The organism is Corallococcus sp. RDP092CA, assembly GCF_041903675.1.
Classification (GTDB): Bacteria; Myxococcota; Myxococcia; order Myxococcales; family Myxococcaceae; genus Corallococcus.
This window is the reverse complement of the sequence record NZ_JAYESI010000002.1, coordinates 220,040-239,100: the sequence shown is the minus strand read 5'-3', so window position 1 is coordinate 239,100 and position 19,061 is coordinate 220,040. Positions and strand designations below refer to the sequence as shown.

Annotated in this window: 14 protein-coding genes; 3 read left to right on the top strand and 11 right to left on the bottom strand. The window is 73.6% G+C overall.

The window, feature by feature from the left end; translation table 11 throughout:
• Window positions 1-185 precede the first annotated feature (185 nt).
• Window positions 186-4,529: a DEAD/DEAH box helicase gene (locus U8525_RS03270; protein ID WP_374261014.1), complete on the bottom strand. Its 4,344-nt coding sequence runs from the start codon at window positions 4,527-4,529 to the stop codon at window positions 186-188.
• Between the two features lie 173 nt (window positions 4,530-4,702).
• Complete coding sequence (locus U8525_RS03265; RefSeq protein ID WP_374261012.1) at window positions 4,703-5,698, bottom strand: hypothetical protein; 996 nt, start codon at window positions 5,696-5,698, stop codon at window positions 4,703-4,705.
• A 90-nt stretch (window positions 5,699-5,788) separates the two neighbouring features.
• Between U8525_RS03265 and U8525_RS03260 the strand changes: the two genes are divergently transcribed.
• Entirely contained in the window at window positions 5,789-6,724 is a 936-nt protein-coding gene (locus tag U8525_RS03260; protein ID WP_374261010.1) for a pirin family protein, read from the top strand.
• On the opposite strand, the gene U8525_RS03255 is transcribed toward U8525_RS03260, so the two are convergent.
• Complete coding sequence (locus U8525_RS03255; RefSeq protein ID WP_374261007.1) at window positions 6,715-7,323, bottom strand: DUF2378 family protein; 609 nt, start codon at window positions 7,321-7,323, stop codon at window positions 6,715-6,717. The genes U8525_RS03260 and U8525_RS03255 overlap by 10 nt on opposite strands.
• 84 nt (window positions 7,324-7,407) lie before the next feature.
• A complete protein-coding gene (locus U8525_RS03250; RefSeq protein ID WP_374261005.1) occupies window positions 7,408-8,868 on the bottom strand; it encodes an ATP-binding protein in 1,461 nt (486 codons plus the stop codon).
• A 174-nt stretch (window positions 8,869-9,042) separates the two neighbouring features.
• On the opposite strand from U8525_RS03250, the gene U8525_RS03245 reads away from it, so the two are divergent.
• On the top strand, window positions 9,043-10,005 hold the full coding sequence (locus U8525_RS03245) for a PLP-dependent cysteine synthase family protein (RefSeq protein ID WP_374261003.1): 963 nt from the start codon (window positions 9,043-9,045) through the stop codon (window positions 10,003-10,005).
• Between the two features lie 4 nt (window positions 10,006-10,009).
• Here U8525_RS03245 and U8525_RS03240 read toward each other — a convergent pair whose 3' ends face one another.
• From U8525_RS03240 to U8525_RS03220, 5 genes are all read right to left on the bottom strand, one after another.
• Window positions 10,010-11,101: a Rieske 2Fe-2S domain-containing protein gene (locus U8525_RS03240; RefSeq protein ID WP_374261001.1), complete on the bottom strand. Its 1,092-nt coding sequence runs from the start codon at window positions 11,099-11,101 to the stop codon at window positions 10,010-10,012.
• A 41-nt stretch (window positions 11,102-11,142) separates the two neighbouring features.
• A complete protein-coding gene (locus U8525_RS03235; RefSeq protein WP_374260999.1) occupies window positions 11,143-11,556 on the bottom strand; it encodes a four-helix bundle copper-binding protein in 414 nt (137 codons plus the stop codon).
• Between the two features lie 100 nt (window positions 11,557-11,656).
• Window positions 11,657-14,134 carry a heavy metal translocating P-type ATPase gene (locus U8525_RS03230; protein ID WP_374260997.1) on the bottom strand — a complete coding sequence of 826 codons (2,478 nt, stop codon included), beginning with the start codon at window positions 14,132-14,134 and terminating at the stop codon, window positions 11,657-11,659.
• A gap of 259 nt (window positions 14,135-14,393) precedes the next feature.
• Window positions 14,394-14,969: an RNA polymerase sigma factor gene (locus tag U8525_RS03225; protein WP_374260995.1), complete on the bottom strand. Its 576-nt coding sequence runs from the start codon at window positions 14,967-14,969 to the stop codon at window positions 14,394-14,396.
• 15 nt (window positions 14,970-14,984) lie between these two features.
• Complete coding sequence (locus tag U8525_RS03220) at window positions 14,985-15,563, bottom strand: hypothetical protein (RefSeq protein ID WP_374260992.1); 579 nt, start codon at window positions 15,561-15,563, stop codon at window positions 14,985-14,987.
• 120 nt (window positions 15,564-15,683) lie between these two features.
• On the opposite strand from U8525_RS03220, the gene U8525_RS03215 reads away from it, so the two are divergent.
• Complete coding sequence (locus U8525_RS03215; RefSeq protein WP_374260989.1) at window positions 15,684-16,148, top strand: hypothetical protein; 465 nt, start codon at window positions 15,684-15,686, stop codon at window positions 16,146-16,148.
• A 4-nt stretch (window positions 16,149-16,152) separates the two neighbouring features.
• On the opposite strand, the gene U8525_RS03210 is transcribed toward U8525_RS03215, so the two are convergent.
• Complete coding sequence (locus tag U8525_RS03210; protein WP_374260987.1) at window positions 16,153-17,559, bottom strand: sigma-54-dependent transcriptional regulator; 1,407 nt, start codon at window positions 17,557-17,559, stop codon at window positions 16,153-16,155.
• A complete protein-coding gene (locus tag U8525_RS03205; protein ID WP_374260985.1) occupies window positions 17,556-19,016 on the bottom strand; it encodes a sensor histidine kinase in 1,461 nt (486 codons plus the stop codon). The genes U8525_RS03210 and U8525_RS03205 overlap by 4 nt, the downstream gene beginning before the upstream one ends.
• Window positions 19,017-19,061: the final 45 nt, after the last annotated feature.

The following is a 19,061-nucleotide window of genomic DNA, read 5'->3' as shown; positions in this document are numbered from 1 at the left end:
CATTTAGATTAAGTCTATTCTTGGTGATATTTACAACTATTACTCAGAAACCAACGTCTTAACAGCAACCATCCGAGCGAGCGCCAGCGGCATCCCGGACATGCTCGCTACCGCAGCCTCCATGGCCCCACCGCAAGGAGACCGCCGACGCCAATCAAACCGTGCGTGTCCGGCTCCAGCGCTGGTCAGTTCACCTGCGCGAGCGTTCCATCGACTTCCACGTCCTCGTTCTCCGATGTGTCCTCCACCGCGTCCACGCCCTGCGGAATGCCGTCCACATAAGTGACGACGTTGTTCGGCAGCGCGGCCACGCGCGGGCCCGGGGTCACCACGCCCGTGAGGTTCAGCGGATCCACTCCGGACAACTGGATCCGCACGCCGGACGGAGGGGCGCGCCGCACCGCTCGCGCCATATCCACCGCTTCCGGCAGCGCGAACTGCTCCCCCACGAAGCCCGATACGAAGCGCCCGCCTCGCAGCTCGCCCCGCGCCTCCATGCGCCGGTAGACGAACAGCAGCTCTCGCCACGTGGGCGCCAGCGACTCGCGCATCACCAGGTCGCGCCAGACGATGCCGTAGCGCTGGAGGAACAGCTTCGCCAGCGACTCCGTCACCTCCTCCTGCGACTTCGGCTCCGACGGCGCCAGCAGGCTCCAGCGGCCCGGCCCGCCCCGGTTGAGCAGCTTCTGCCGCTTGCGGTGCGCCGGGCTCTGCAGGATGCGCAGGTTCTGCACCGCGTCCGCCGTGACGAGCCCCTTCGCCACCAGCTCCCACAGCGCGTCCTCCACCTCCGCCGGCAGCCGCCGCGCCCGCGTCACCAGGTCCTGGAAGAAGCACGCGCCCCGCCGCTCCAGCACGCCCACCACGTCCTTCGCCGCCGCGCTCAGGTCCGGCGGCATCCACACGCCCCCGTCCGCCAACACCGCGTGCGGACGCGCCGCCGCCAGCATCCACTCCAGGTCCTCGCGCACCGTGAACGTCAACGGCGCGTTGCGCGTCGGGGATGACCGCTTCGCCACCACCGGCTCTGGCGCCTCCACCGGCGCGCCCCGGCGCGGCCCCGGGAGCTTCGGCGGATCCTTCAGCGTCACCCGGCCCCACGCCACCTCGCCCGCGTAGCACGCGCGCTCCATCAGGTCCGGCGTGTAGCCCCGCATGCGCGCGGGCAACAGGAAGCGCTCCCACGCGGAGGCCGGCGCCTCGTACCCCTCCAGCAGCCGCACCGCCTTGAGCAGCCCCGTGGAGCCTCGCAGCGCGTCCACGTCCTCCAGGTGGTGCCACCGGAAGAGGAACCGCATGAAGTCCTGCGGGCTCAGCGGCTCAATCTCGCGGCGCAGCCGCCCCACCGTCAGCCGGTGGATGCGCTGGAGCAGGCGCCGGTCGCACCACTCCAGCACCGGGCTCCCCTCCGCGTCCCGAGGCACCGGCACGTCGTCCTGCGCGCGGAACTGGCCCCGCAGCACGCTGCCCTGGCTCTCCAGGTTGTGCAGCGCCAGGTTGATGTCGTCCGGCTCCAGCAGCGTCAGCCGCGCCAGCTCCACCACCGTGGTGGGCCCCACCATCTCCATCCGCCCGCGCACCACCTGGAGCACCGCCGCGTCGCGCTCCACCGGCCGGTCGTACTCCAGCACCGGCAGCGGCGGCTGCGTCAGCACGTCCGGGAAGAGCGCGCGCACCGCGTTGCCCCGCTCCGCCGACACCAGGAACCGCCCGCCCTGCCGCTCCAGCCACGCCACGCGGCCCTGCTTGAACAGGCCCGCCTCCAGGCCTCTCGGCACCTCCGACGCGCGCACCAGCACGAACTGGAGGAGCGCGTCGTGCAGCTCGTCCTCGTCGCGCATCGGCGGCGCGGCGTCCTCCACCACCTGCCGGATGGCGTTCGCGTCCAGCGCGCCGAACGCCGCCGCGTCCTCGGCCGGCATCGCGCGGCGCAGGGCCACGTTGCGCACGCGGCGCTCCTCGGCCGGCGCGTCGTCCAGGAAGGTGTACGGCTGGCTGTTGATGAGCGCGTGCGCGAAGACGCTCGGCTCCGGGACGTCTCGCGCGACCAGCTGGATGCGCCCGTCCTTCATGCGCCGGAGCACCTCGCGCAGGCCCTCGATGTCCATCGCCTCGCGCAGACAGTCGTCCATCGTCTGCTTCACCAGCGGATGGTCGGGCAGCTCCACGTCCGCGCCGCCGTGGTTGTCCTGGCACCCCACCTGCGCGGGGAACACCGCCGCCAGCAGGTCCTCGCTGCGCGCGCGCTGGAGGTTCGGCGCCACGCGCTTGCCCCCCATCATCCGGTGCAGCGTCAGCGCCCGCGACGCCACCCACCGGAAGCGCGTGCCGAAGAGGGGCGACTGGAGGATGGCCTGCACCAGCACCTCCTCCACGTTGTCCGGGTGCAGGAAGTCGAAGATGTCCGCCAACGGGAACGAGTGCTGCTCCCCCAGGCTCAGGAGGATGCCGTCCTCCGTGGCCGCCGCCTGCAGCTCGAAGTCGAACGAGCGGCAGAAGCGCTTGCGCAGCGCCATGCCCCACGCGCGGTTGATGCGGCTGCCGAACGGCGCGTGGATGATGAGCTGCATGCCGCCCGCCTCGTCGAAGAAGCGCTCGGCGACGACCTGGTTGTGGCTGGGCACCACGTCGCCCAGCATCTTCCTGCCCAGCCGCAGGTAGCCCAGCAGCGCGTCCACCGCGGGCGGCGGCACGCGCAGGAGCTTCTCCAGGAAGCCCGCCGGGTCGTCGTGGCGCAGCAGCTCCTCGCGCAGCCGGCCCACCTGGAGGCTCAACTCGTCCGTGCGGCCCGGGGCCTCGCCGCGCCAGAAGGGCACGTTGGGCGGCGCGCCCCTCGCGTCCTCCACCATCACCGTGCTGCCCATCACGCGCTGGATGCGCCACGCGGTGCTGCCCAGGAGGAAGATGTCCCCCGGCGAGGACTCCACCGCGAAGTCCTCGTCCAGCGTGCCCACCACCTTGCCCTCGGGCTGGGCCATCACGGCGAAGTTGAACGTGTCCGGGATGGCGCCGCCGTTGGTCAGCGCGGTGATGCGCACGCCCCGGCGCCCCTTGAGCCGCTGGTTCACCCGGTCGCGGTGCAGGTGGATGCTGCCCCGGCCGCGGCGCTCCGAGACGCCTTCGGAGAGCATCTCCAGCACCTGCTGGTACTCCTCCCAGGTGAGGTCCTGGTACGGGTACGCGCGCTGGAAGACGCTGAAGAGGGCGCGCTCGTCCCACTCCTCGCACGCGCACGCGGCGACGATCTGCTGCGCGAGCACGTCCAGCGGCTTCCTGGGGATGCGGACCGCGTCCAGGTCGCCCTCGCGCACGGCGTTGAGGAGCGCGACGCACTCCACCAGCTCGTCGCGCGTCATCGCGAAGAGGATGCCCTTGGAGATGCCCGCCTTGTGGTGGCCCGCGCGGCCCACGCGCTGGAGCAGCACGGAGATGGCCTTGGTGGTGCCCAGTTGCACGACCAGGTCCACGTTGCCCACGTCGATGCCCAGCTCCAGCGACGCGGTGGCGACCATCACGCGGAGCTGGCCCGCCTTGAGGCGCTCCTCGGCGGACAGGCGCAGCTCGCGGGACATGCTGCCGTGGTGCGCGGCCACCCACTGCGGGCCCAGGCGCTCACCCAGGTCGTGCGCCACGCGCTCGGACATCTTGCGCGTGTTGACGAAGATGAGCGTGGTGCGGTGCTCGCTGGAGAGCTGGAGCAGCCGGTCGTAGACCTGCCCCCACATCTCGTGGCTCGCGACGGAGGACAGCTCCGCGTCCGGGATCTCCACGGTCAGGTCCCACGGGCGCTGGTGGCCCACCTCCACGCGCTTGCACTCGGTGAGGGACGCGCCGGTGAGGAAGCCCGCGATGGCGTCCAGCGGCTTCTGCGTGGCGGACAGGCCCAGGAGCTGGGGGCGCACGTCGGTGAGGGCCTTGAGGCGCTCCATGGACAGCGCGAAGTGGCTGCCGCGCTTGTCGCGGGCGAGCGCGTGGATCTCGTCCACGATGACCGTGCGCACGTGGCGCAGGGTGGCGCGGGCGCGCTCGGCGGTGAGGTAGAGGTAGAGGGACTCCGGCGTGGTGATGAGGATGTGCGGCGGGCGGCGCACCATCTGGGCGCGCTCGCCCGCGGGCGTGTCGCCGGTGCGCACCTGCACGCGCAGCTGCTGGGGCTCGTAGCCCTCCTCGCGCGCCAGGGTCATCAGCTCCTCCAGCGGCTGGAGGAGGTTCTTCTGCACGTCGTTGCCCAGGGCCTTCAGGGGCGACACGTAGAGGACCTGGGTGCGGTCGGCGAGCGTGCCGTCGAGCGCCAGGCGGAACAGCGAGTCCAGCGCGGCGAGGAACGCGGTGAGCGTCTTGCCGCTGCCGGTGGGCGCGGCGATGAGCACGTCGTGGCCCGCGTGGATGAGGGGCCAGCCTTCAAGCTGCGGGCGCGTGGGCTCGCCCAGGCGGGAGGCGAACCAGCGCCGCACCACCGGGTGGAAGGCGGCGAGCGCCGGATGGGCCGCGGACTCCGACGTGAAGGCGAGGGCGATTTGAGGGGACATGGCGGGCTCCCAGCAGGCAGCCTGAACACAGGTACAGCGCGTCGTCAACGGACGGGGGGTGCCGCCACGGACCACCAGGCCAGGAGCCATCGGCAGCCTTGCGCCTCCCCCTGGACCGCCGACGGACCCAGCTCCCAGCAGGACGCATGGCCCTCCAGCGGACAGGCGTCACGTCACCGCAGCCGGAGGTCGCAGTGCGGACACCGGTCGAGCGACAGCTTGACCAGGGTCTCGTCCGGCGCCTCCGGATCCGGCTCCTCGGTGCGCACGTCGTTCCCGCACGCTGGACAGAGCAGCTGGTGCCGGAGGCTCCACGCGTGGGCCGCGGCGGCTCCGGCGAAGACCGCCATGAAGGGGATCCCGGTCAGGTCGAAGCCCTCGGGGCGGGGCATGTTCCGAACCCAGAGCCACAAGGGCACGCCCACCAGCAGCCCCACGAAGCCACCCGCGAACACCAGCGCCTTGTGCCGCGTCCACCGCCCATCGAACACCTCGCGCAGCGCCGCCAGCTCCTGGAAGTCCCTGCGCCCGGGCACGGGCGACCTGCTCCCTCCAACGGGGACCTCGCTCCGCAGGGCCTCACGCGCCGCGGCCGCCTGGGCGTGGTGCTGCGCCACCGCTCCCCGCAGCGCCGACGCGAGCCGCGTCAGGTCCCGCAGGAGCGCCCGGCAGGACTCCTCGGTGAGGTCGCCTCGCACGGGAACGAACACCTCCTGTCCCATGAGCTGGATCCGCACGCCCCGCTGCTGGAGCGTGAGGAGCGCTTCCCGCACGGCGGGCTCCTGCATCAGCCGGATGACAGCCGCCGGGTTCGCCCCCTGGATGAGGTACGCCGCGTCCAGCTCCGGCTGCCCCACCTGGAGGTCCTGGACCCGCGAGGCCCCGCGCGGGCCCCGCCCCTGGGGCGTCAACGCGAAGCCCTCCGGCAGCTTCACGTCCAGGACGAGCCGCAGCCGCGAGCCCCCCGTGCGCGACAGGGACACCTCCACCGGATGCCCCCGGTAGCGCCCCTCCAGCAGGCGCGCGGAGCCCCGCGCCGGGGACAGCTCCAGGCTCGGCCCCAGCGCCCGCCAGCGGCGACGGAGCCGCGCGCGGCGCCAGGCCCGGAGCGCGAACGGTGACAGCGCCAGTGCGGCCGCGACGACAAGCCCGGTGAGCCAGGGGTGCATGCGCGGCCCAGGCTAAGCGCCTGCCCTCCAGGGAGAAAGCGCGATGGCTGGAACTGGGGCACACTGCGCCCCTCGACAAGGAGCCGCACCATGAGCTGGGAAGAAGACCTGCAGGGACGCGACGCCCCGCCCTCCCTGGAGACGCTCATCGTCCCGCGCGTGCGAGACCTGGGTGATGGCTTCCACGTGCGCCGCGCCCTGCCCTCCGCGCGCCGCCGCATGGTCGGCCCCTTCATCTTCCTGGACCAGATGGGCCCCGCGGACTTCGACCCCGGCCGCGGCCTGGACGTGCGCCCCCATCCGCACATCGGCCTGTCCACCGTCACGTACCTCTTCCAGGGTGAGATCCTCCACCGCGACTCGCTGGGCTTCGTGCAGCCCATCCGCCCCGGCGCCGTGAACTGGATGACCGCCGGCCAGGGCATCGCCCACTCCGAGCGCACCGCCCCCGAGCCCCGCGCCGCCGGCGGGCGCCTCTTCGGCATCCAGGCCTGGGTCGCCCTCCCCAAGCAGCACGAGGAGACCGCCCCGTCCTTCGTCCACCACCCCGCGGACACCCTGCCCGTCATCGAGGGCGAGGGCGTCCACCTGACCGTCATCGCGGGCCAGGTGCACGGCGGCAGGTCCCCCGTGCGCGCCCACTCCGACCTCTTCTACGCGGACGCGAAGCTGGAGGCGGGCTCCCGCCTGAAGCTCTCCACCGAGTACGAGGAGCGGGGCCTCTACCTCGTGGAGGGGACCCTGGACGTGGAGGGCACCCGGTTCCAGCCCGGCGAGCTGCTGGTGTTCAAGCCGGGCAGCGAGATCATCCTCAAGGCGGAGTCCTCCGCGCGGATGATGCTCCTGGGCGGCGCGCCCATGGACGGCCCGCGCTACCTCTTCTGGAACTTCGTGTCGTCCTCCAAGGAGCGCCTGGAGGCCGCCAAGGCGGACTGGAAGGAGGGCCGCTTCGCCCCCGTGCCCGCGGAGACGGAGTTCATCCCCCTGCCGCCGGATGATCCGCCCGCGCCCGTGCGCTACCCGTAGAGCCGGCGCACCGGCGCCAGCGCGCCCGCGGGCCGCTGCGCCTGCGCCTGCGACCACGTCAGCCGGTACGTCGCCGCCGTCCCGTCGAAGGCGATGGGCCTCACCTCCGGGGAGCCCGCGCCCGACGCGCGCAGCGTCTCCGCCAGGAAGCCGCAGGCGAAGAAGGGGTTGTCCGCCAGCACGTCCTTCACCCACAAGGTGGCGTCCTGCGAGGACAGCTCCTCCACCCGGACCTCGTTGAAGTTGTTGCCCGCGCGCAGGTTGTACGGCACGCGCTCCAGCGTCTTCCGCGGGCCCAGGTGCGTCACGAGCTGCATGCTCGCCCGCCCCACGGACGTCTGCTGGAAGCCCTTCAGGTAGCGGGCGCCCAGCTCCAGGTAGGCCGCCTCCAGGGGCTGGCCGGGGAAGACGTCCCGCGCGGCGACGTCCAGGAAGGCGCGCCACTGCTCCAGCGAGTAGTGGGGGCGCAGCGGCTCGGACAGGCTCAGGCCCGCGGCCTTCAGCTTCTGGCGTCCGTCACGCGTCAGGTACGGCCCCAGCGCACGCACGAAGAGGGCTTCCACGCTCTGGGCGAAGATTTGCTTTTCGGATGGGACCATGCCCTCCAGGGTGGAGTCGCCCCTGCGCATCCGGAAGGGACGACGCAACGCTTCCGTCCACGAGTCGTCAAAGCCGTAGCTTTTTCAGCCTCGCGGCAACCGCACCGTGAAGGTCGTCCCCTCGGCCTCCGTGGAGGTCACCTGCACGGTGCCGCCATGGGCCCGGACCACCTGGTCGGTGATGTAGAGCCCCAGCCCCAGCCCTCCGGACGCGCCGCGCTCCCGGTCGCTGCGGCCGGCGCGGCGCCACGCGGTGAAGAGGTGCGGCAGGTGGTCCGCCGGGATGGGGGCGCCCAGGTTGTGCACCCGCAGCACGGCCTCGCCCTCCAGGCCCTCCGCGCTCACGCGCACGGGCGACTCCGGCGGGCTGAACTTGAGCGCGTTGGACACCAGGTTGCCCACCACCTGCTCCAGCCGGTCCGCGTCCCACGCGCCGCGCCCGTCGCCCCGCATGTCCAGCAGCACCTCGCGGTGGGGGTGGCTGGCGCGCGACTCCTCCACCGCGCCGCGCACCACGTCGAACAGGTCGCACCGCGAGCGCATCACCGGCAGCCCCGCGCCCAGCCGCGCCCGCGCGAAGTCCAGGAGCTGGCGGATCATCCGCTCCATGCGCTCGGCGCTGGTGAGGATGCGCCCGGTGAAGACGCGCTGGCGGTCGGACAGGTCTCCCTGGCGCTGGAGCTGCTGCGCGGACATGGACAGCGCGTTGAGCGGGTTGCGCAGGTCGTGGCCCAGGATGCCCAGGAACTGCTCGCGGAAGTCCTCCGCGGTGCGCGCCTCCGTGACGTCCTGGCCGGTGGCGATGACCGCCTCCACCGCGCCCGAGAGGCCGGTGGCCGGCGACAGCGTGTACTCGAAGTGACGCGGCCCCTGGTCCGAGGACAGCGTGACGCGGCCGCGCTGCACCTGGCCCGTGCGCCGCGCCGCGTCCAGGGATTTCGCGAAGGACTCCAGCTGGGGGTCCAGCGCGCGCAGCGCGTCGATGCTCCTGCCCGGCACGTGCACGTGATGCGAGCCGCGCGACGCGGCCACCGCCTGGTTGGCGTAGATGATCGTCCCATCGCCGTCATAGAGCACGATGGGGTCCGCCGCCGCGCCCATGGCCAGCTCCAGCAAGCGGCGCTGCTGCTGCACCTGGTCGGAGAGGACGCGCACCTCGCGCTCGGCGCGGCGCAGGCGCAGGAGCGCGTGCACCTGCGCCACCAGCTCCTCCGGATCCACCGGCGCCACCAGGTACGCGTCCGCGCCGTGCTCCAGGCCCTGCGCCCGGTCCGCCGGCCCCACCGCCTGCGCGGACAGGTGCAGCACCAGCGCGCCGCGCGTGCGCGGGGAGGCCTTCAGGCGCCGGCACACCTCCAGGCCGCTCATGTCCGGCAGGCGGACGTCCAGGATGACCAGGTCCGTGTGCTCGTCCGCGAGCGCCAGCGTCTCCTCACCCGTGCCCGCCTCCAGCACCCGGAAGCCCGCCAGGGACAGCACGCGCGACGTGACGTAACGGCTGGCCAGGTCGTCGTTGACGTTGAGGATGATGGGCGCGGAGGGCATGCGGGCGGAGGGAACCGTGGCCCTCCTTCGTAATGGCTGCCCCAGGGCGCGCCAAGGGTCGCACGTGGGAAAATGTCTTCTCCGACGGAACAGCCAGGGGAGCGGACGGCCGCCGTCGCTCGCGGGACGACAGGGCGGCTCCCCCGCTGGCGTGTTTCGCGGTAGGGATAGCCCATGCGCCCTCCCTGCCGCCCGCTCCCCGCTGATGGTCGCTTCCTCCAGGCCGTGGGGCCCACGCCGCTCGTGCCCGTGCGGCTGGACCCGGAAGGTCCGATCATCTGGTGCAAGCTGGAGTTCCTCAACCCCAGCGGGTCCACCAAGGATCGCATCGCCCGGTACATGCTGGAGAAGGCGTGGCGGCTGGGCGAGCTGTGCCCGGGCGGCGACGTGGTGGAGGCGTCCAGCGGCTCCACCAGCATCGCCATGGCGCTGGCGAGCGCGCAGATGGGCTGCCGCTTCACGGCGGTGATGCCGGAGGGCGTGACGGAGGAGCGGCTCATCGCCATCCGCGCCTACGGCGGCGAGGTGGAGCTGGTGCCGCGCTCCGAAGGCATCCGGGGCGCCATCGCGCGGGCGGAGGCGCTGGCGAAGGAGCGCGGCGGCTTCGCGCCCCGCCAGTTCGAGAACCCGGACAACGCCGAGGCGCACCGCGTGTGGACGGGGCAGGAGATATTGGCGCAGGTGCCGGGCGGCCTGGTGCACGGCGTGGTGAGCGGCGTGGGCACGGGCGGCACCATCGTGGGGCTGTACCAGGCGTTCGCGGAGGCCGGCTGTCCGGTGACGCCCTACGCCGCGAGGCCCATCGCCGGGCTGGGCTGCGACATCGAGTGTTGCAGCTTCAGCGCGCGCGTGCCGGGCGTGGTGGATGGCCTGTCGCGGCTGTACCACGAGGCGGACATGCCGGGCCGCGTGGAGCTGGACATCTCGGACGACCTGGCCATGCGCACCGCGCGGGCGCTCATCCGCCGGGGCTTCCCGGTGGGCCCGTCCTCCGGCCTCAACTACGCGGCGGCGGTGGAGGCGGCGAAGCACCTGGGCCCGCAGGCCCAGGTGGTGACGGTGTTCCCGGACCGCATGGAGCGCTACTTCTCCACGGAGCTCGTGCAGCCCCGGCCCGCGCAGCCCAAGGCGGGCTGAGGCCTCACGTGCGCATGCGCACGCGCGTCTCGTGCACCGCGTCCGGGGCAGGCGCGGCGCGCTCGCGCTCCTGGGCGCGCAGCAGGCGCAGGATGCTGGGCCCCAGGACGTCGATTTCGGTGGAGGCGTAGGTCTCCGTGCCGAAGCGGCGGATGGAGTCCGTCTGCTTCTCCAGGATGCGCGCGTCCTGCCCGAAGATGTGCAGGCCCACCGGCAGCACGAAGGGCACCGCGGCCCTGAGCAGCCAGCGCGGCACGGGCAGCTTCACCGTCACCACCGCGTACACGAGCGTGTCCCAGTCCCCCACCGGCGTCATGGCGGAGTTGACCAGGATGTGGCTGCTGTCGCCGATGCGGTACTCCACCTGCGCGATGGACGGCATGAGGAAGCGGTCGAAGTGCTGCACCACCTGGCCGCCCGGCGCGAGCAGCCTCCCCACGAGCCCCTTGGGCGCGGGCTCGCCCAGGTACTCCGCCTCCACGCGGTCCGCGTGCCGCCGCACCACCACGTCGATCTCGTTCTTCTTCTCCGCGGTGCGGAACAGGCCGCCGTGGAGGAAGGCCGTGTGCGGCACGTCCAGCGTGTTCTCCAGCACCGCGTGCAGCGACCCGGGCGCGCGCAGCACCCGGCGCACGGTGGTGTAGTCCGGCGCGTCCAGCAGCGGGAAGCGGAAGGGCTCCGTCGTGGGCTCCACGCCTGGCGTGGAGTAGACCCAGACGAAGCCGTCCTGCTCGCGCGTCGCGTAGGAGGCGGCGCAGCGGGAGCGGGCCTCGGGCTCGCCCACCAGCCCGGGGATGAGCCGGCACTGGCCCCCGGTGTCGAAGCGCCACCCGTGGTAGCCGCACTCCAGCTGCCCGTCCTTCACGCGCCCCAGCGACAGGGGCACGTTGCGGTGCGGGCAGCGGTCCATCAGGGCGCCGGCCTTGCCCCCCTCGCCCCGGAAGAGCACCAGGGGCGTGCCCTGGAGCGTGCGCGCGAGCGGCTTGGTCCCCAGCTCGCTCGACGTGCAGAGGATGAACCAGGAGTGCGGGAGCCGGACGACGGAGATGTGGCTGGGGGACGCACCCGGGGTGCGCCCCTCCTCGCGGGCGTTCATGCGCGCAGTCTAATGGCCCCGGGCGCCCGTGCACGCCCCCTTCAGGCGGGCAGGTCGGCGGCGCGCTGGGCGGCCTCCGGGTTGATGGGGTGGGGCATCACCCCGCCGCTCATCCTCCGGCAGGACGCCTCGCAGCGGCGGCAGGCCTCCGCGCAGGCCTTCATCATGCCCTCGTTGCCCAGCTTCTCGCAGGCCGCGGCGCAGGCGCCGCACACCTCCGCGCACGCGAAGCAGGTGCGCGAGTGCAGGTCGGAGCCGCGCAGCATGAAGCGCGCGCTCGTCTCGCAGATGTCCGCGCAGTCCATCAGCAGCCGGAGGTGCCCCGGCTCGGCGAGCCTGCCTCCCCGCGCCAGGCAGTCCGTCAGCGTCTCCATGCAGACGCGGTGACAGGCCAGGCAGTTGTCGATGCACTCGCGCAGGTCGTCATTGCCTCGCTTCACTTCGGCGCTCGCCATGAGGGGCATCCTTTCGGGTCCGGAGGTCCTCCCCTCACGGTGGGCACGCGGGGGGCCGCCACCATCCCGCCCCGCGCGCCCGGCTGGCCGGCTGCCGGGCCTAGAGCTTCAGCCGCCGCAACCGCAGGGCGTTGCCGATGACGGACACCGACGAGAGGCTCATCGCCGCGCTCGCGAACAGGGGGCTCAGGAGCAGCCCGGACACGGGGTACAGCACGCCCGCGGCCAGCGGCACTCCCAGCAGGTTGTAGACGAAGGCGAAGAAGAGGTTCTGTCGGATGTTGCGCAGCACGGCTTCACTCAAGCCGCGCGCCCGCGCGATCCCCCGCAGGTCGCCCTTCACCAGCGTCACGCCCGCGCTCTCCATGGCGATGTCCGTGCCCGTCCCCATGGCGATGCCCACGTCCGCTCGCGCGAGCGCCGGCGCGTCGTTCACCCCGTCGCCCGCCATGGCCACCACGCGCCCCTGCGCCTGTAGGGCCTTCACCGCGTCGCCCTTGGCGTCCGGCTGCACGCCCGCGATGACCTCGGTGAGCCCCAGCCTGCGCGCCACCGCGTGCGCCGTCGTCGGGCTGTCGCCGGTGAGCATCACCACGCGCAGGCCCTCGTCCCGCAGGCGCGCGAGGGCCTCCGGCGTGGACGCCTTCAGCGGATCCTCCACGCCCAGGAGCCCCGCCGCGCGGCCGTCCACCGCCACCAGCACCACCGTCTGGCCCTCCTGGCGCAGCGCCTCCGCGCGCTCCGTCAGCGCCTCCGCCTCCACGCCCAGCGCCCGCATCAGCGCCGCGTTGCCCAGCGCCAGGTCGCGCCCGTCCACGCGGCCCCGGACGCCCTGCCCCGTCACGGACTGGAAGCCCTCCACGCTCCCGGGGGACACGCCCCGCTCCCTCGCGCCCGCGACCACCGCGGAGGCCAGCGGGTGCTCGCTGCCGCGCTCCAGGCTCGCGGCCTGGCGCAGGAGCTCGGACGCGTCCACGCCCGGCGCGGGCTCCACCGTCACGAGGCGCGGCTTGCCCTCCGTGAGCGTGCCCGTCTTGTCCACGACCAGCGTGTCCACCGCCGCCATCCGCTCCAGCGCCGCCGCGTCGCGGATGAGCACGCCCATGTGCGCGCCCTGCCCCGTCCCCACCATCACGGACATGGGCGTGGCCAGGCCCAGCGCGCACGGGCAGGCGATGATGAGCACCGCCACCGCGTTCACCAGCGCGTGCGCGAGCCGGGGCTCCGGGCCCCACACGCCCCAGACGACCGCGGTCACCAACGCCACCGCGATGACCGCGGGCACGAAGATGCCGGCCACCCGGTCCGCCAGCCGCTGGATGGGCGCGCGCGTGCGCTGCGCCTCCGCCACGCGCTGGACGATGCGCGCCAGCAGCGTGTCCTGCCCCACGCGCTCCGCGCGCATCACCAGCGAGCCCGTGCCGTTCACCGTGCCGCCCGTCACCTTCGCGCCCGGCCCCTTCTCCACCGGCACGGGCTCTCCGGTGACGAGCGATTCATCCACCGCGCTCGCGCCCTCCAGCACCTCGCCGTCCACCGGCACCTTCTCACCGGGGCGCACGCGCAGGCGCTGCCCCGCCTGGACCTGGGACAGCGGCACGTCCTCCTCGTGCCCGTCGTCCGAGACGCGCCTCGCCGTGGCGGGGGCCAGCGACAGCAGGGCCCGCAGCGCGCCAGAGGTCGCATGGCGGGCGCGCAGCTCCAGCACCTGCCCCAGGGCCACCAGCGTGAGGATGATGGCGGCGGCCTCGTAGTAGACGGGCGCGGTGCCGCCGTGCCCCGTGCGCGCGCCCTCCGGCAGCAGGCCCGGGAACAGCGTGGTCCCCACGCTGAAGACGTACGCCGCGCCCGCGCCCAGCGCGATGAGCGTGAACATGTTCAGGTGCCGGTTCTTCACCGACGCCCAGCCCCGCTGGAAGAACGGCGCCCCCACCCACAGCACCACCGGCGTCGCCAGCGCGAGCTGCGCCCACGCGAGCGCCGAGGGCGACAGCGCGTGCTGGACCGGCTGGCCCGGCAGCATGTCCGACATGCCCAGCAGCATCAGCGGCACGCTCAGCGCCAGCCCCACCCAGAACCGGCGCGTCATCGAGCGCAGCTCCGGATCCGGCGCCTCCTCCACCGTCACCGTGCGCGGCTCCAGCGCCATGCCGCACTTCGGGCAGGTGCCGGGCCCGTCGCGCACCACCTCCGGGTGCATGGGGCAGGTGTACTCGACGCGGGTCGGGAGGGCGGTCGGCGCCTCGGGCTCCAGCGCCATGCCGCACTTCGGACAGGCCCCGGGCGCGTCCTGGCGCACCTCGGGGTCCATGGGGCACACGTACACGGCGCCCGGCGCGGCGGGCGGTGGTGATGTCGGGGGCTGGAGGAAGCGGGCGGGGTCCGCCTGGAAGCGCTGGCGGCACTTCGGGCCGCAGAAGAACCAGGTGTGCCCCTCGTGCTCCCAGCTCCCGCCCCTGGGGGCGCGCGGGTCCACCTCCATGCCGCACACGGGGTCGATGGCCGGCCCTCCCCCTCCGGGAGCGGGCGGCGGGCGGCGGGAAGACGGGATGGGGGGATGCGGGTGCCGGTGCGTCATGACGATGGAGTCTCCTTTCCCCGAGCCAACGCGGCACCCGGAGCGCTCTTACACATGTGTCATCCGCCCGCCGCCGGCTCATTCCGCGCGCGCTCCCCGCCTCGGGAGGCGAGGTGCCACGCGAGCCCGGGGAAGCCGGTTTCCGGGAGGCGGCGCCGACCGCCTGGAGTCCCCAGGCCCTGCACGCCGGCTGGGAGGGCCGTGGGGACCGCACATCGACATGGACGACGACGCGGCGACCTGCCCCTGGGCCGGCGGCTCAGCGGCGCGGCTTGCAGGAGCAGTCCAGGCAGCCGTGCGCCGCGCACGCGCCGCAGCCGCGCTCCAGCGAGCGCTTGAGCGCGAGCCGCGCGCGGTGCAGCCGCACGCCCGCGTTGTTGGGGGTGATGCCCACCTCGCGCGCCACGTCCGGCACGGACCGCCCCTCCAGGTCCACCTGGCGCACCAGCTCCGCGTACTCGGGCTTGAGCGTGGGCAGCAGGTCCGTCATGCACGCGCACACCACGGCCTGGAGCTCCGGGTCCTCCGTGGCGCCGTCCGCGTCGCGCGCCTCCACCTCCAGCGCGCGTCCCTCCGCGGCCTGCCGGCGGTGGTGGTCCACGAGGGCGTTGCGCAGCAGGCGGTAGAACCACGCCACCGCGCCCTCGCCGTCCTTCAGCGCCCCGCCCTTCTCCAGGGTGCGGGCGAAGGCCGTCTGGAGGAGGTCCTCCGCGACGGCCCGGCTGCCCACGCGCCGCTCCACGAAGGCGAGGAAGCGGCGCTGCTGGGCCAGGAGCGCCGCCATCACGTCCTCCCGGTCCGGAGGCAGCCCCGCGTCTGGCCCTTCAACCTCCATGTGCCTCCTTCGCGACTACGGAGGGCCGTAGCCCTGCACGCGCGAGTTCAGCTCCACCGCGGTGGCGTAGATCTGCGCCCACGCGCGGTACTTGAACTTCGCCATCGTGCCCTGCTGGTCGTTCGCGTAGTCGAACATGTCCTGGCGGAACTGCGCGTCCGCGGCCTTGCGGGCCTCCGGCTTCAGCGGGGTGCCCTTGCGGTCGTAGTAACGCAGCATGTCGTAGCCGTAGTCGTGCGTCTTGGCCGCCTTGTCGAACTCCTCGACCGGGCCAATCTTGCCGGGCACCGACGCGTAGCCAAGCGGATCCTGCATGCGCTGGCCGTGCGGCGTCTGGATGGCGTAGGGCTTGTAGCCCATCACCTGCTCGAAGTCCGCCGGGGGCGGGCGCGCGCCGGTGAGGTACTCGCTCATCAGCTTGCCGTGGTCCCCCGGGGGGCCGCTCGTGACGGCGCCCGTGCGCTGGGCGGCGGCGGTGCCGGAGGAGAAGGAATCCTTCACCTCGTTGCGCGGGGCGGCGGCGGCAGGGCGCGCGGTGGAGGTCTCCGGACCGGAGGTCAGCGGCTGGCGGACGGGCGAGTTGCGGATGATCATGGGGGGCCTGGGGGAGAAGTCTTCTCGATTTTTCGGAAACCGCAGCCCCAAAGTTGCGGCCCCCCGCCCAAAGTCGCGCAGAATGCGTGCAACGCACCGCGTGGTGCACTGGGAGACACCGTGAAGAGCTACCCGTATTCCGAAGGAATCAAGGAACTGCGCGCCGGCAACTTCGAGAACGCGCAGCGGCTGGTGGAGCAGGCGAAGCAGCAGGGCGACGCCACCGTGGAGGAGCTCCAGGCCATGGCGTTCGCGATGGACGGACACAACCAGCGCGGCTTCGCCACGGAGCTCCTGCAGGAGGCGCTGAAGCGTCAGCCCTCGGCGGCGGAGCCCGCCTGCGTGCTGGCCATGTTCCACCTGGAGAAGCAGGAGGACGCCCAGGCCGCGGAGCTCCTCAAGCCCGCGCTGGAGGCAGCTCCCGACCACCCGAAGGCGAACCTGTGTATGGCCATGGCCCTGGCGAAGACGGAGGCCGCCAAGGCCCGCACCCACCTGGCCAAGGCCGCGAAGGACACCGACCCGGACGTCCGCCAGCAGGCCGAGGCCCTGGACAAGGTGCTCGCGGAGCACGAGCCGCGCTGAGGCGTCAGTCGCCGCGCTTGAAGTCCTCCGTGCGGACGCCGTAGCGCTTGAGCAGGCGGTGCAGGCTCTCGCGCTCCATGCCCGCGCGCTCGGCCGCGTGGGTGACGTTGCCGGAGAACTCGTGCATCAGCGCGGCGAGGTAGTCGCGCGACACGGCGTCGCGCACGCGGTCCACCGCCTCGCGGTAGGGCTGCCGGGCCAGCGCCTCCGCGGTCAGCGGCCCCGGGGCTGCGGGGGCGCGCGCCGAGGTGAGCTCGGGCGGCAGGTCCTCCGGGGTGACGCGGGGGCCCGCCGCCACCGCCGCCGCGCGCGCCACCGCGTTCTGGAGCTGCCGCACGTTGCCCGGCCAGGGCGCGGCGCCGAGCACCTGCAAGGCCTCGGGCGTGAAGCCCTCCAGCTCCGGCCTTCGCGCGGCGCCGAGGAAGTGCAGGGCGAGCAGCGGGATGTCCTCGCGGCGCTCGCGCAGGGCGGGCATCCGCACCGTCACGCCGTCCAGCCGGTAGAAGAGGTCCTCGCGGAAGCGCCCCCGGGCCACCTCCGCCGCCAGATCCCGGTGCGTCGCCGCCACCACGCGCACGTCCACCGTCACCGGCGTGGTGGTGCCCACGCGGCGGATCTCCTTCTCCTGGAGCGCGCGGTTGAGCTTCACCTGCACGGGCAGCGGCAGGTCGCCCACCTCATCCAGGAAGAGCGTGCCGCCGTGGGCCTCCTCGAAGAGGCCGGCCTTCGCGCCGGTGGCGCCGGTGAAGGCGCCCCTCGCGTGGCCGAAGAGCTCGCTCTCCACCAGCTCCGCCGGCAGCGCGCCGCAGTTCACCGCGACGAAGGGCCTGTCGCGGCGGGGACTCTCGCGGTGCAGCGCGCGGGCGGCCAGCTCCTTGCCGGTGCCCGTCTCGCCGGTGAGCACCACGGGGAGGTCCCGCGCCGCCACCTGCGCGAGCAGCGCGTGCGTCTTCTGGAGCGCGGGGCTGGTGCCGCGCAGGCCGTGGAAGTCCGGCATGCGCGCCACGCGGGCGGCCAGCTCGCCGGCGTCGCGCTGCTGGCGCTGGCGCTCCAGGGCCCGGGCGACGACCAGGGCCACCTCGTCCGGGTCGAAGGGCTTGGAGAGGTAGTCGTAGGCGCCTTCCTTGATGGCCTCCACGGCCTTGGGGATGCTCGCGTAGGCGGTGACGAGGACGACCTCCGTGTCCGGCGCGCGCCGCTTCACCTCGCGCAGCACCGTGAAGCCGTCCGCGCCGGGCATCTGGATGTCCGTGACGACCACGTCGAACGCGCGCGCGGAGAGCAGCGCCAGCGCCCGGGCGCCGTCGGGCGCGGTCGTCACCGCGTACGCGTCCCCGAGGATGCGCGCGAACAGCTTGAGCATGTTCTCCTTGTCGTCCACCACGAGGACGGAGGGCTTCGCGCCGCTCATGCCGCGGCCTCCTGTTCGCGCGAGGGCGCGGGCAGCGACAGCGTGAAGCGCGCGCCGCCCAGGGGCCCCGTGTCCACGTCGATGCGGCCGCCGTGCGCCTCCGCGATGGCCTGGCTCACCGCGAGCCCCAGCCCCGTGCCGGAGGGCTTCGTGGTGAAGAAGGGCTCGAACAGTTGGGCCCGCGCTTCAGCCGTCACCCCGGGCCCGGAGTCCGACACCGCCACGCGCGCGCCTCCGTCCGCGGCCACCGCGATGCACACCTCCACCCGGCCTCCCTCGCCCGCGGCCTCCGCCGCGTTCTTCACCAGGTTGAGCAGCACCTGCCGCAGCCGCGGCGCCTGGGCCCACGCGGCGCCCTCGCCCCGCACGTCCACCGCCACCGTCCCCAGGCGCGCGGCCTCGCGCAGGCGGGAGACGACCTCCTCGCACGCGTCGCGCAGCGCCACCGGCGCCCGGGGCCCGCGCCCCGGACGCGCCAGGTCCAGGAGCCCCTCCACGATGTCCTGACAGCGCACCGCCTCCTCCTCCACCACGCGCAGGTCCTCCGCGAGCGCGCCCTCCGCCCGCCGCTGCAACAGCCGCACGTACCCGAGGATGACGCCCAGCGGGTTGTTGATTTCGTGCGCCACGCCCGCCGCCAGCCGGCCGATGCCCGCCAGCTTCTCATGCTGGACGAGCCGCGCCTGGTGCTCGCGCAGCGCCCCCGTCATCCGGTTGAGCTGCGCGGCCAGGTGGCCCAGCTCCCCCGGGTCGTCCTCCGGGATGCGCACGTCCAGGTCCCCGCGCGCCAGCCGCGCCGCGCCCTCGGACAGCCGCGCCACCGGCCGCGCCACCGAGTTGCCGATGTAGACGCCCACCCCGGCCGCGAACAGCGTGGCCCCGCCCAGCAGCACCAGCGCCCAGCGGAAGCTGTCGCGCTCCACCGTGGCCACGTGCGACTCGAAGGCCGCCATGGACGCGTCCGAGTCCGCCGTCAGCGCGTCCACCCGCGCCTGGATGCGCGACACCCACTCCAGCGCCCGCCCATGCGCCGCCTCCACCGCGCCCGCGTCCTTCGCCAGCACCGCCGGCAGCAGCGTGTCCCGGTAGAGCGCGTCCAGCGCGTCGCCCGACGCCTGGATGTCCGCCACCGCCGCGCGCCCCTCCGCGTCGCGCGCGTGCTCCGCCAGCCTGAGCGTCAGCGCCTCCACGCGCGCGCGGGCCTCCGCGTGGAAGCGCCGGTGGCTGTCGTTGCCCAGGATGATGGTGTGCGCCAGGTGCGCGTACTGGTCCCGCACCGCCGTGGCCAGCTCGCGCGCCTCGCGCGCCCGGCCGCCCGCCTCGCGCAGCGCCCGCGTGCCCTCGTGGATGTCCGCCAGCCGGCCGAGCGCATAGCCCGACGCCGCCGCGAACAGCGCCACCAGCGCCCCGAACGCGAGCAGCACCCTGCGGGTCGTGGTGCCGGAGACAGGTCCCATGGGAGGGTTTATATGCGCGTCCCCGCCAGCCCCTGGAAGGGACGC

Coding starts and splice junctions, on each gene's coding strand:
- U8525_RS03245 (WP_374261003.1), top strand. CDS start 9,043: ATGCGCCCTCCCTGCCGCCCGCTCCCCGCTGATGGTCGCTTCCTCCAG.
- U8525_RS03225 (WP_374260995.1), bottom strand. CDS start 14,969: ATGGAGGTTGAAGGGCCAGACGCGGGGCTGCCTCCGGACCGGGAGGAC.
- U8525_RS03235 (WP_374260999.1), bottom strand. CDS start 11,556: ATGGCGAGCGCCGAAGTGAAGCGAGGCAATGACGACCTGCGCGAGTGC.
- U8525_RS03210 (WP_374260987.1), bottom strand. CDS start 17,559: ATGAGCGGCGCGAAGCCCTCCGTCCTCGTGGTGGACGACAAGGAGAAC.
- U8525_RS03205 (WP_374260985.1), bottom strand. CDS start 19,016: ATGGGACCTGTCTCCGGCACCACGACCCGCAGGGTGCTGCTCGCGTTC.
- U8525_RS03265 (WP_374261012.1), bottom strand. CDS start 5,698: ATGCACCCCTGGCTCACCGGGCTTGTCGTCGCGGCCGCACTGGCGCTG.
- U8525_RS03240 (WP_374261001.1), bottom strand. CDS start 11,101: ATGAACGCCCGCGAGGAGGGGCGCACCCCGGGTGCGTCCCCCAGCCAC.
- U8525_RS03260 (WP_374261010.1), top strand. CDS start 5,789: ATGAGCTGGGAAGAAGACCTGCAGGGACGCGACGCCCCGCCCTCCCTG.
- U8525_RS03220 (WP_374260992.1), bottom strand. CDS start 15,563: ATGATCATCCGCAACTCGCCCGTCCGCCAGCCGCTGACCTCCGGTCCG.
- U8525_RS03270 (WP_374261014.1), bottom strand. CDS start 4,529: ATGTCCCCTCAAATCGCCCTCGCCTTCACGTCGGAGTCCGCGGCCCAT.
- U8525_RS03255 (WP_374261007.1), bottom strand. CDS start 7,323: ATGGTCCCATCCGAAAAGCAAATCTTCGCCCAGAGCGTGGAAGCCCTC.
- U8525_RS03250 (WP_374261005.1), bottom strand. CDS start 8,868: ATGCCCTCCGCGCCCATCATCCTCAACGTCAACGACGACCTGGCCAGC.
- U8525_RS03230 (WP_374260997.1), bottom strand. CDS start 14,134: ATGACGCACCGGCACCCGCATCCCCCCATCCCGTCTTCCCGCCGCCCG.